Here is a 13,039-nt window from a genome sequence, read left to right on the forward strand (position 1 = left end):
TAAAAAATAATAAAAATAAATGTCTTAAAAAATAGAGGAGGAGAAATCATGGTAACTGTGGCACATGTGCAGTTAAGTAGTTGCTGTGGGTGTTTAATTTCATTATCCGACACCTACGAAAAGCTTTTGGATGTTTTAGGAGCTATTGATTTAGTATATTGTCAAACATTGGCTGATGTAAGGGAAATCCCTGAGGCAGATATTGTTTTATTGGAAGGTTCTGTATGTTTAGATGACCACCATGCTATGGAGGTAGCTCAGGAGGCTAGAAAAAAAGGGAAAATTTTGGTAGCATTGGGAGCATGTGCAGCAACTGGTGGAGTTACAAGGTTTTCCAGAGGAGGACAGATGTCAAAACCTGTTCATGGTTCATTCTCTCCGCTGACCGAAGTAGTAAAATGTGATTTGGCAATTCCTGGATGCCCACCATCACCAGAAATAATAGTTAATGTAGTTTTAGCTGCATTAAATGGGGATATGGAGTATTTACAACCATTTGCAGAGTTTGCTCAGAATAGCACAGAAGCCTGTGGATGTGATTTAATTACAAATGTAGTAAATAAATCCCTCTGCATGGGATGTGGTTCCTGTGCCTCTGCATGTCCAACAAGAGCTATTGAAATGGTTGAAGGAAGACCTAATATTTTAAATGAAGTATGTATAAAATGTGGAGCATGTTCATTCCAATGCCCAAGAATAAGAATTCCAGAACAGGTTAAAGAGATAGAACAATAAAAATCCTTAGGGGTGATTAAATGGATGCTTTTGGAAATTATAAGACAATAATATCCGCAAGAGCTACGGATAAAAAGATATTAAAAAAATCCCAAGATGGTGGGATAGTATCTAGCGCATTTATATATGGGTTGGAAAATAACCTTTTAGATGGTGTAATAGTAGCAGATAAAGGTGAAGGTTGTAAGCCAGTTCCCAAGGTTGCCACAACACCAGAAGAGGTTTTAAAAGCAGGAGGAACAAAATATACAGTATGTCCAAATATAAGCGTTTTAAAAAGTGCTATTAGAGAATACGGCTGTGAAAAACTTGGAGTTGTAGGAACTCCATGTCAGGTAATAGCTACAAGAAAAGCCATGAAATATCCAGTAGGATTCAGACACATGCCAGATAAAATTGCATTGATTATGGGTATATTCTGTATGGAAAACTTCCCATATAATGGTATGAAAACCATAATTGAAGAACACTGCGGTGTAAAAATAGACGATGTTGCTAAATTGGATATAGGAAAAGGTAAATTCTGGGTATATACAAAATGGGGAGAGGCAAAATCTATAAAGTTAAAAGAAACCCATCCCTACGAACAAAAAGCATGCCATGTATGCACAGACTATACAGCAGAATTGGCAGATATCTCAACAGGTTCAGTAGGCAGTCCTGATGGTTGGAGCTCGGTATTTATAAGAACATCAAAAGGTGAAGAATTCTTCAACAAGATGGTTGATGAAGGATACTTAGAAACCAAACCAATAGATGAAGGTAAATTTGGTTTAGGAATCCTTGAAAAACTTGCATTAACTAAGAAAACTAATAATTCCAAAGAAATTGAACATAGAAAAGAGATAGGATTACCTGTTCCTTATTAATTATTATTTTAGTTTTATTTTTTTAATTATTTTATATTTTTTTATTTTTACTTTATTTATTTTTATTTAGTTTTTAATTATATTTTTAAAATTATATTTATAAAAAATATATGGGGATAAAAAGTTTTATTACTATTCCTCTTCATTTTTTTCTATCTTTTTTACAAGAAGCACTGGACAGTGAGCTCTCTTACTTACTTTCTCAGCAACACTACCCAACAACAATTTATCAAGACCAGTTTTTCCAGTAGTCCCCATCACTATTAAATCCACATCTTTTCTTTTGGCATAATCTACGATTTCCTTTGCAGGAGTGCCTTCAAGAATTTCAGTTTTTATTTCCACACCCCTTTCTTTTGCCATATCTTCTATTTTTTTTAGGGCTTCTTTACCCTCTTCCTCTAAAATTACCTTCATACTTTCCCACAAGCCTTCTGTTGGAAGTCCAATAAATGGAACAATATCTACAACATATACGGCATATACTCGGGAATTCATAGCCTTTGCTATTTCAAGAGCATGTCTTGCAGCTTCCAATGACACTTCTGAACTATCTGTTGGTATTAAGATTTTTCTATAAACCATATATCACACCTTTTTATTTTAACTAAATATTTACATAGCATATATTTATTTTTATCTATATGTTATATTATTTCCGATTTTTATAATTTAGTTATATTTTATATTTTTAGTTATTTTATAATTTAGTTATATTTTATATTTTTATTGTATATTTTATATATTTTATCTTATTTTTCTCCTTTTAATCATTTTGAATTTTTTTCCACCACATTCACAGGTTAAATTCTCTATTCTAACTGTTTTACCGTCAATTTCATAAATTTTACCACAATTTAAGCATTTGTAGTGTCTGACTATTGGTTTTACCTCGCCAGTGTATAACTTATTGAGGTCTATTTCACCCTCTTCAAATTTTTTTAAGTTCTTTCCGATTAATCTGGCTAAAAATGTAGTATTGCCTATTATCTCAGAACCTTCATATATATTAAATCCTGGTATGAGCTCATATATTACAAACCCCATGCTGTTTATAATCCTTTGAAGTTCCAAATATTCATCTATTGGTTTGTGGGAGTATGCAAGATATAGAGCTCCTTCCCCACCTTCCCCTAATCCTTCAACACCACGAGATAGGAATAATTTTAATCCTTCTATGGTATATGGCGGGTCTGTAAAAATTGTATCAAAGGTTCCCATATATTCATTTTTTATAGGATTTCTAAAATCTTGTTTAACTGTTTTGATGTTTAAATCCTCCTTTTTTGAGATTTCATCTATTAAATTTAACAGCCTATCGTCTATGTCCATAACAACAACTTCATCGCATAAACCACTTATTGCCGTAGGTATTGATGTTAAATCGTCATCCCCAACAAATAATATTCTTTTTCCTTCTAAATCCCCCCTATCTGCCATAAACGCTGCTCTATATGTGGCAGTTTCAGGAGTTGCAAAGGATTGGTCTATCGATGTATTAACTGTAGGTCTCTTTTTTGCATATTTTTTATGCTTTTTAAGTATGTTTTCAAAATATTCATCGAGAACTATACCTCTTCCATTACATACGGGACATTTTAAATCATGATTTAATTTGAATTTTAAATTTTTTTCAATAATATTTAACCCATTTTCTGAATACAGGGCTCCCCTTTTATCTCTTGTTAATATTCTATTTCTCTCTAAAATTGTTCTTACCTTTGCAATTATTGGTAAAGGTAATTTTGTATATTGAGCTATTTTTTTTGTGGATATTGGCTGATTTCTATATATGCATCTTAATATATCTTCAACAGCTTTTTCTCCCTCTGCTATTTTTGTATCATTAGCTACTTTTGTTAAAAATGATTTAAATTCAATTTTATCCAATGGTTCTGTTTCTTTTTCTGTTCCTTTTGTTTCTTCTGTTTCCCTTGCATTTTTTCCTATTTTTCCAATTATTTTCATGATATTACCTAATTTAATTTTTTATTTTTATTTTATTTTTTAGTGTTTAGTTTAATTTTTCATTATTATTTATTTTACTATCCTTTTAATTCATATCTCTTTAACAATAAATATCCATTTTTTAAATTTTTTCACTTTAACGGCATAATTCATACTAATCCCCTAACAAAATCATTTTAATTTTTTTTGAGGATTCTGTCATAACAGTTTTAAGTTCTTTTTTCTGTTTTTCACTTAGATTAGGAATTTCCTTAATAACTATTGTCATGGCTTCCTTTAATGATTTTCCACCTAAATCATAAAACTCGTTTATGTTGTTGATGTGCTCAAAAATTCTTTTTAATTTCTTGTCATTTTCTTTTAAATATTCCCTCCCCTTATCTGTAATTCGGTATAATTTTTTAGAATGATTATTTTTTTTATTTTCATTTTCATTTTCGTTATTTTTATTTTCATTTCTGCTTTTTTCATCTGCTTCGAACTTGACATATTCAATATATCCACTTCTTTTTAAACCTTGAAGTGTTGGATATATTACACCTGAGCTCGGTTTATAATTTATAAATAATTCACTTAATTTTTGCATCAAAGCATAACCATGTAAATCCTCTTTATCCAAAAGATAGAGTATTAAAAGCTTTAATGAACCCCTAAATTTTTCAAGATGTTTCATAATATCACCATAAATATTATATAAAAAATTATATATTTGGTAAAACTATATATTTACTAATATGTTTTATGATATGTCTAATTATATATTTAGCTATTATATCTATACGTTATATCTATAAACATATTATATAACATATCATATAACATATTGATATATCTTATATTATGCAATTTTAAATGTTTTAAATATTTTTTTTATAGGTTTTAATGTTAAATATTGGTGAGAGCATGATATTTACTGATATTGATATTATATGGAGCTCCGCTAAAATAGCTCTAACATATACCATAAAAATATCCATTATTGTGTTAATTTCAATGTTTGCAATGAATTATACTATAAACACAGGTATAATGAAAAGATTTTCGGAGCTCATGGAGCCTATTACAAAGCATTTAAATGTAAATCCCCTTTCGATATCTTCGATTTTAGTATGTTTTTTTAGCCCAACGGTTGGATATTCTATACTTGCAGAAGGATTAAGGGATAAAAAATTAAATGAAAAGGAAATAATTGGAACATCACTTGCAAATTCATTTCCATCTGTTTTGTCCCATACCTTTACTTTTTTTATACCTGTTGTTATTCCAATATTAGGATTGACTGGATTATTATTTGTATTGATTAGATTGGGAGCATCACTTGTAAAAAGTTTAATTGGTGCTATATATTTGAGCATTATTTCAAAAAAGGTTGATTTTGAAGTGCCAGAGATTAATAAAATGGATAAAAAGGAAAATTTAGAAAAATCATTAAAAAGCACTTTAAGATTTTCAAAACGATTAATTCCTATTATGCTTATTACCATGTTTTTGGTTGTTTACTTATCTAAAATTGGAGTTTTTGATTATTTAAATAATTTAGTCAGTCCAATAACTAATATTCTTGGTTTAAATCCAAATGTTGGGTTATTATCTTTAACTGAAATAGTCAATGTTCAGGCTGCTATTGTAATGGCAGGTGGATTTCTAAACGAAAATATGCTGAGTTCAAAGGAGGTATTAATAGGTCTTATTATTGGAAATGTATTGACATTTTCAACAAGGTATGTTAAGCATTCCTTACCTTTACATGTTTCCCTATTTGGAACAAAACTTGGAACAAAAATTGTAATGATTAACGCTGCAATTACATTATTACTTGATATTATTATAATAATAGGGTTGCTGATATTATAACTATGTTATATTATAATTACTAAATATCTATTAAACTGTAATTATTATTATATTATATTTAATTATTAAATTTATATTTACTACATATTTATTTATAATTTTTACTGATTTTATGTGATAGTATGAAGTATTTGATATTAAAAATAACAAATAGATGCAATTTAAACTGCATTTATTGCTATGCAAATAATTATAATATTAATCGCAATATTAAAGATAATATACATAAAAATAAAAAAAATAAAGATATGGCATTTAAAACTGCAAAAAAAGCTATCGATTATATTTTAGAAATTGATGATAATCTAAAAATCCAATTTACAGGGGGAGAACCACTATTAAACTTTAAATTGATTGAGGATACAGTAAATTACTGCAATAAATCATATAGTGGTAAAAATATATCTTTTGCAATTCAAACAAATGGAACTTTGACTGATGAAAATATTATTAAAAAACTTAAAAAATTAAATGTGGCTATTGGCATAAGTCTCGATACAATAGACATACATGATAACATATTGAGACCTTATAAAGATGGGAACTCATCTACATTGGATACTTTAAGAGGGATATATTTATTAAAAAATAACAACATTCCATTTGGTATAACCTCAGTTATAACCAATAAAAATTTACCATATATTAAGGATTTTGTTGAATATCTTATGGCATTGGGTGTTAATAGTATAAGTTTCGATTTATTAAAACCAAAGAAAAAAGAACATTTACAATTACTCCCCAATGAAGATGAATTTAACAGAATATTGATGGAATTAAAAAATTATCCTATATATATAAAAAATCTGCAAAAAAGACCTAATGATAGATACTGTTATCTAAATAGTGGGGATTTGTTATTTGTTAATGAGTTGGGGGATATTTATCCATGTCCAACATTGGAAGGTCATCTTTATATGGGAAATATACATAGTATCAATAAAGAAAAATTAAAATTATTTAAAATTAAATGTAATTACTGTTTTGCAAGAAGGTTTCTTATCAATAAATTGATTAATTTGGTGAAATAATGAGAATTGGCATATCGAGCAGTATTTTTTTAGATAGCGACAAGGATTTAAAATATGCTTTGGAATATTTGGAGAAAAAGGTTAGGTATGTTGAATTAAATTGTGATGGTAATATCAATGTTATGGAAAAAGAAAATATGGATATTCCTAACTCTTATGATTTAAACTATACATTACACTGTCCATTAACCGACTTAAATCTTTCATCTTTTAGAGATAAAATAAGGAAAGTCAGTTTAGATTTTGTTGAAGATATTTTAAAAACTGCTGATAAAGTTAATGCAAATTTGGTTGTTCTGCATCCTGGTTATTGTGTTTTTAAATATGATTATAAAAAGTCATTAAATGCATTGATACAATCTTTAAAGGATTTAAATAATATTCAAAAGGAATATTCTATAAAAATAACCATTGAAAATATGCCGTCATATAGTATGTTTATGTTTAGAGAACCTACGGATGAAATTATAAATAATTTAGGAGATTTGGGCATCACTTTTGATATAGGTCATTCTTTTTTAAACAAAAATATGGGTAAATTTTTAGATAATGATGAATTAATTAAAAAAATATCTCATATTCATATTCACGATAATAACGGCGAGTTTGATGAGCATTTAGCTATCGGAAAAGGAAGAATTGATTTTGAAAAATATAAAGGTAATATTAAAAAAATAAAAGGAATAAAACTTGTTGAAATGCAGAATAAGAGTATTAATGATTTGGATTTATGCATTACACGATTAAAAAATTTATTAGTTTAATATCCATCTCTTTAAATATATTATATTCCATTATTCAAATTTAAATTAAATTATATATTGGATTAAATAAAGTAAAAAATGATAAAAACTATTAGCTATAACTTTCTACTAAGCATAATATTTAAGGTTATAATTATTGCATTAATAACATGTAGTAATAACATATCGTTACTTTACGAGATTCGCACCTTTTATAATAAAAAATTGCGAAAATTAAACCATAATCGTTATATGTCAGTTTTAATAGGTATTATATGTTAGGTTTAATAGTTATAATTTTATCTTTTATTTTTTATTTTATTTTAAATATATTAGTTGGTGGTTGAATGATAAGCAGTAAAAAACATGGCAATTTTAAAATAGAAGTCGTTAAAAAAGACGGGGCTAGGGAAAATTTTAATATCAACAAACTTGTTAAATCCCTTTTGAATTCTGAGGTAGATTATGAATATATAGATTCAATTGTTAGTGTAGTTTGTAGTAAGATTTACGATAAAATCTCTACGGATGGAATAAAGCGTATTGTGTGTGAAGTCCTTAAAGAAATAGATAATCAAAAAGGAACAAAATATGCAAAAAACTATCAGTTCAAAAATGTCTTAAAGGTAAGAACCTCAAAAAATGAATTTCAACCATTTGATAAATACAAAATAATGAATACACTTGTGGATGAAACAGGTTTGGATATAAAAACCGCTGAAAAAATAAGCAATGAAATTGAAAAGGAGATAAAAAAATTAAATTTGAAATATTTAACTGCACCGATGATAAGGGAGCTCGTAAATGCAAAATTAATTGAGCATGGATTGGAGGAATTCAGGCAAAAACATACGAGATTGGGCATTCCTATATACGATATTAAAAAACTTATAAATAGCGGAAGTAGAGAAAATGCAAATTTAATGCATAATCCAGAATCGATTCATAAATGGGTAGCAGACGAAACAATGAAGCAATATGCATTATTGGAGGTATTTCCAAAGCATATAGCCGATGCGCACATGAAAGGGGACATTCATTTGCATGATTTAGAATATGCTGCAATAAGACCCGTTTGCTGTCAGCATGATTTAAGAAATTTCTTTATGTATGGTTTAAAGGTTGATGGAACTGGAAGACATACGAGTGTTTCAAAACCTGCAAAACATGCCGAGGTAGCAATACAGCATGCTGCTAAGGTTTTAAGTGCGGCACAGTGCGAAATGAGTGGTGGTCAATCCATAGATGAATTTAATATCTGGCTTGCACCATATATGAGAGGATTGCCATACGATAGAATAAAACAGCTTATGCAAATGTTTATTTATGAAATGAACCAAATTTACGCTGCCAGGGGAGGACAAGTTGTATTTAGTAGTATAAACTTAGAATTGGAAGTTCCAGATTTCTTAAAAGATAAACCAGCAGTAATTGCGGGAACAACAAGAGGAACTTATGGAGAATACGAAGAAGAAGTTAAGATGATATTGGAGGCATTGGTCGATGTAACGATGGAAGGGGATGCATTTGGAAAACCATTTTTATTCCCAAACTTTATTGTAAAATTAAGAGAAAAAGCATTTAGCGATGAAAATAAAGAATTAATGATAAAACTTCATAAATTAAGCAGTAAATGGGGATTGCCTTACTTTATAAATATGCTTCCAGAGTGGCAGGCAAATAACACAAATGCCATGGGATGCAGGACTCGATTAAGTGGTGATTGGACAGGCAACACTGAAAATGATACACTAAGAACTGGAAATATGCAGTGGTATACACTTAACCTTCCAAGGATAGCCTATGAGGCAGGAGGGGATGACGATAGGTTGTTTGAAATAATGGATGAAAAATTGGCAATACTTACCGAAGCTCTGAATATAAAACATAATGTTACCTTGAAAATACTAAGTAATAGAATAATGCCTTTTATGACTCAGAAATTCGGCGATGAGCAATATTATAGATACGACAACACCACGAAAACCTTTGGATTTGTCGGTTTAAATGAATTGTTAAAATACCATTTGGGAGAGGAGCTCCACACATCAAAAGAAGCACTTGCATTTGGAGAAAAGGTTATACAGCATATTAGAGATTATGCCGATAATCTCAAAAAAGAAACTGGTTTAAGATGGACAGTTACCCAAACTCCAGCTGAAAGCACAGCAGGTCGCTTTGCAAGATTGGATTATAAATACTACAAGGATGAAACAAAATCTGTGGTAAATGGTGATTTAACAGATGCGAGCTCATTATACTATACAAATTCATCACATGTTAGAGTTAATTCACCAACCACATTAGGTGAAAAAATAAGAATTGAAGAAAAATTCCATCCTTTATGTAATGGTGGTCATATAGGGCATTTCTGGAATGCCGAGGCTTATGCAGACCCCGAGGTTTTGATGGATATAACAAAGAAAATAGCTGAAAAATCTAATATTGGATTCTGGACTTATACAAAAAATCTCAGTATCTGTGAAAAATGCGGTAAAGGTATGCCTGGATTGAGAGATAGTTGTGATTGTTGTGGGAGCTCGGAGATTCAAAAATTCAGTAGAATCACAGGATATTTACAAAATGTTTCAAATTGGAATAATGCAAAAAGGCAGGAGTTAATAGATAGGAAGAGCAATATTCCTAGAATTTAAGTTTTTATACTTATTTTTTGATTATATCTATTTTTTATACTTATTTTTTATATTTAAGTTAAAACTATTTTATTTTAACATATAATCAATATAAGGAAAAAATATGAAAAAACCACCCCATATAAAACTTGTAAGAGATAAAATTTCAGAAATTATTAAAAAAAGCAGATATATGTCGATAGTGTATATTGCAGATGATAAAGAATATATAAACAGATTATACGATAAATTAATAGAAGAAATTGAAGGGTTCAAAGAAAATCCATCTCCTGAGGATAGCAAATGTTTTAGAAGTTTAATATTTTGTATTTTTTTTCTTATCTCTCAATATATCATCAATAAGAGATTTTATCATAATTTCATGGGACAATTTATACACTTCCATCTCATTTTTGTTATATGACTCAACAATATGTAATAGCTCATTGGATAATGGAGTTTCCATGCAGCAGTTCTTAGGCAGGATATATACTTTTTTACCATCTTCCAGTTCAACTTCAACACATTCTGATTTCAAAGCTACAATCACTGGGGGTTCAGTATAGCCTTCTATTTTTATATCAGGTCTTTTAATTCCATTTACATTAATATTTTGGATAACTTCCTTCTTTTTTTCATTGATTAAATTCAATAGGTCAAGCATATTTTTTTTATTAATATCGTTGAATGAATTTAATTTTTTGATTTCGAGGTATAATCCATCTAATAGTTCGGGTGGATAATATTCTATAACTTCTTTTAGAAAATTCATATTATTTGCATCATTTAGATTTTTCACTGCGTTTAAAACTACATTTAATACTTTTTTATCTATGTATCTACCTTTTATTAAGGCTAATGCAGCTTCACGGCATAGTTCATAGTTGTTTAATTTTTCGTTGATTAGACCTAAACATTTTGTAATATATTTTTGGTTATACCGCCCCATATTTCCAATAATATTTATTGCATTTTTAACGACCCAATTATCGTTTTCATTAAGTAAGTTGTAGATTTTATCTATAAAAGGAACAATAGCAAATGGATTAACTATTGATAAATTGCAAAATAAATATATTGCTGATTTTTTGGTATTTTCATTGTTTAGGAGCTCATCCATTTTTAAACCTTCAAACTTTTTAGGCTCTAAATAACATAGTCTTCCCAATGCCAGTAGTGAATATGATTTTAATACAGCGTCCTTTGAATTTAGATTTTTTATCAAATAGTCTATTGAGTCTTTAAAATGCTCAGTATTTTTTTTGCCCAATTTCCATATAGCATATGCACAATATTTTCTGAGCTCTAAACTTCCATTTAGATTTTTAATAATTTTATATGCAATTTCTTTATTGAGTTTTATATCTTCAATATTTCCCAATATTTTAAGAACATTAATTTTTATAACATCACTGTCATCACCAAGGAATTTTAATATCTCATCTAAATAGTTTTTCACGATATTTGGCTGTATTTCACTCATATTTTTAATAATTTCTACTAATAGGTATTTGTTTGTTATTTTTTTTATGATATAATCCATTAATTTTAATTTGTTTTTACATTGCGGATTTAATGTAATTTTTGTAATTGAATACGCTGCTGAGCATACCACCATAGGATTGGAATCTTCTAATTTGTGCAATATATCGTCAATATGGTTTTCAATCATGCCGAAACTTATTAATCCAATATTTCCAAGGATATCTAAAACACTTTTTCTAATTCTCCAGTCTTTATCCTCCAACAATACAATTATATCGGGCATAATGTCTTTAAGGATTTGTGGATTTGATATTGAAATTGAGGATAATGAATCAAGTAACAATAATTTCACTTTAAAATCCTCATTATTAACTGTTTTTTTAAATTTTGATATTAATTGATAAGTATTTGGGTCATTAAAAAAATTGGAATTTTGTTTGCTTAGATATTCAAACCTTTCCTGCCCATTAATTAATTTTTTCGCCATAATGTCGCCTATTTAACTTTTAGATTAGGTTTTACCTTATCCATTCTTTAAAATAATTACCGTGGCAATGGTATATTAATCTTAGAGGGTATGTCAATTTGCCGATTGTTATGTAGGTTCTATGTGATTTAAAATGACATATTACATTTTATTTACCTACACAAAGAGATGCAAAACCGTATGCAGTAAAGGATACAAAAAAAGCTTTTATTTAATGAAATAAACATAATACATTGAAATAATTAAGACGAGGTGAGAGCAAAATAGTCCTATTAGCATAGACCTATTGAATTATAATTATTGCCAAGACTTGCGATAATGAAATACTTATAGGAGGTAGATATTATGAAAATAAAAATACTTGAATTTTTAAAGAATAAAAAAGGTGCTTCGGGAATTGGAACCTTAATTGTATTTATTGCTATGGTATTAGTTGCAGCAGTTGCAGCAAGTGTATTAATCAATACAAGTGGATTCCTGCAACAAAAGGCATCATCCACAGGTAAAGAAAGCACAGAACAAGTTGCAAGTGGATTGTTGTGCAATGGAGTAAGCGGACATATCTACAAATATGGGGATACATTCTACGATTTAGATAAGATGGTGATGTATGTCTCACCAAATGCTGGAAGTGCTCCAATAGACTTAAAACAAGCTAAATTATTTTTAACATACGATGGTAAAAGCGTAGTATTGAAATATGGCGGTACCATAGGAGCTGTTGCTGGAAGTCAAGATGTATTCAGTTTAACACATGCATTTTCTATAAACTATTCAAATGAAAGTAATCCTGTAACAAATACATACCTTGAGAATGATAAGTCGTCTGCTTTTGAAATAAACTATACTGGTGCAACTTACTCAACAACAACTACAAAACTCATAAACGGCACTACTGATCAGATTAACATAACATCAAATAATGCCAATTTAATAAATATATTTAAAGGTCTAAGGGTAGGAGATACAGTAACTGTGGATACAAACAATACCGCATTAACAACACATCCTGCCAGTGCTACCGTAGATAGCGTAACAAAACTTAATTCAGGAGATTATGAAGTTATTATGAATTTCTCAAGTAACGTGGTAAGTGATACAACCACTACAACAACATTGGGAGATAATGATTGGGTAAAACTCAATGGATCAGTATATGTGGATAAAATTAAAATTTCTACAACCAATTCAAAGTTAATAGCAGTATTGAAAGGATTATCAGTTGGTAATACTG

The 13,039-nt window shown here is 29.0% G+C and carries 10 protein-coding genes and 1 pseudogene; 7 read left to right on the top strand and 4 right to left on the bottom strand.

Annotation, left to right across the window (positions count from 1 at the left end; all coding sequences use genetic code 11):
• The first annotated feature begins 48 nt into the window (after positions 1 to 48).
• Positions 49 to 735, top strand: a complete 687-nt coding sequence (frhG, locus tag METOK_RS04595; RefSeq protein ID WP_013867056.1) for a coenzyme F420 hydrogenase subunit gamma — start codon at positions 49 to 51, stop codon at positions 733 to 735.
• 20 nt (positions 736 to 755) lie between these two features.
• The gene (gene frhB / locus METOK_RS04600) at positions 756 to 1,604 is read left to right on the top strand and encodes a coenzyme F420 hydrogenase subunit beta (RefSeq protein ID WP_013866356.1); all 849 of its coding nucleotides are present in this window, start codon (positions 756 to 758) and stop codon (positions 1,602 to 1,604) included.
• A gap of 132 nt (positions 1,605 to 1,736) precedes the next feature.
• Here the strand turns inward: frhB and METOK_RS04605 are convergent, their stop codons facing one another.
• The 3 genes from METOK_RS04605 to METOK_RS04615 form a co-directional block, all read right to left on the bottom strand.
• Positions 1,737 to 2,189 carry a universal stress protein gene (locus METOK_RS04605; RefSeq protein ID WP_013867057.1) on the bottom strand — a complete coding sequence of 151 codons (453 nt, stop codon included), beginning with the start codon at positions 2,187 to 2,189 and terminating at the stop codon, positions 1,737 to 1,739.
• A 162-nt stretch (positions 2,190 to 2,351) separates the two neighbouring features.
• Entirely contained in the window at positions 2,352 to 3,572 is a 1,221-nt protein-coding gene (locus METOK_RS04610) for a bis-aminopropyl spermidine synthase family protein (RefSeq protein ID WP_013867058.1), read from the bottom strand.
• Positions 3,573 to 3,726: 154 nt separating this feature from the next.
• Positions 3,727 to 4,245, bottom strand: a complete 519-nt coding sequence (locus METOK_RS04615) for a PadR family transcriptional regulator (protein ID WP_013867059.1) — start codon at positions 4,243 to 4,245, stop codon at positions 3,727 to 3,729.
• Between the two features lie 230 nt (positions 4,246 to 4,475).
• On the opposite strand from METOK_RS04615, the gene METOK_RS04620 reads away from it, so the two are divergent.
• The 4 genes from METOK_RS04620 to nrdD all read left to right on the top strand — a co-directional run bounded on the left by METOK_RS04620 (position 4,476) and on the right by nrdD (position 9,854).
• Entirely contained in the window at positions 4,476 to 5,426 is a 951-nt protein-coding gene (locus METOK_RS04620) for a nucleoside recognition domain-containing protein (protein ID WP_048057883.1), read from the top strand.
• 122 nt (positions 5,427 to 5,548) lie between these two features.
• Positions 5,549 to 6,457, top strand: coding sequence for a radical SAM protein (locus METOK_RS04625; protein ID WP_013867061.1), 909 nt, complete (start codon positions 5,549 to 5,551; stop codon positions 6,455 to 6,457).
• A complete protein-coding gene (locus METOK_RS04630; protein WP_013867062.1) occupies positions 6,457 to 7,221 on the top strand; it encodes a sugar phosphate isomerase/epimerase family protein in 765 nt (254 codons plus the stop codon). The genes METOK_RS04625 and METOK_RS04630 overlap by 1 nt, the downstream gene beginning before the upstream one ends.
• Positions 7,222 to 7,547: 326 nt before the next feature.
• Positions 7,548 to 9,854, top strand: coding sequence for an anaerobic ribonucleoside-triphosphate reductase (nrdD, locus tag METOK_RS04635; RefSeq protein WP_013867063.1), 2,307 nt, complete (start codon positions 7,548 to 7,550; stop codon positions 9,852 to 9,854).
• A 295-nt stretch (positions 9,855 to 10,149) separates the two neighbouring features.
• Here the strand turns inward: nrdD and METOK_RS04640 are convergent, their stop codons facing one another.
• Positions 10,150 to 11,805 (bottom strand): HEAT repeat domain-containing protein, encoded by a 1,656-nt coding sequence (locus METOK_RS04640; RefSeq protein WP_013867064.1) that lies wholly within the window; start codon positions 11,803 to 11,805, stop codon positions 10,150 to 10,152.
• 351 nt (positions 11,806 to 12,156) lie between these two features.
• On the opposite strand from METOK_RS04640, the pseudogene METOK_RS09040 reads away from it, so the two are divergent.
• Positions 12,157 to 12,630: pseudogene (locus METOK_RS09040) on the top strand (archaellin/type IV pilin N-terminal domain-containing protein); the annotation flags it as partial.
• Positions 12,631 to 13,039: the final 409 nt, after the last annotated feature.

Source organism: Methanothermococcus okinawensis IH1 (assembly GCF_000179575.2).
Lineage (GTDB): Archaea > AGJL01 > Methanococci > Methanococcales > Methanococcaceae > Methanofervidicoccus > Methanofervidicoccus okinawensis.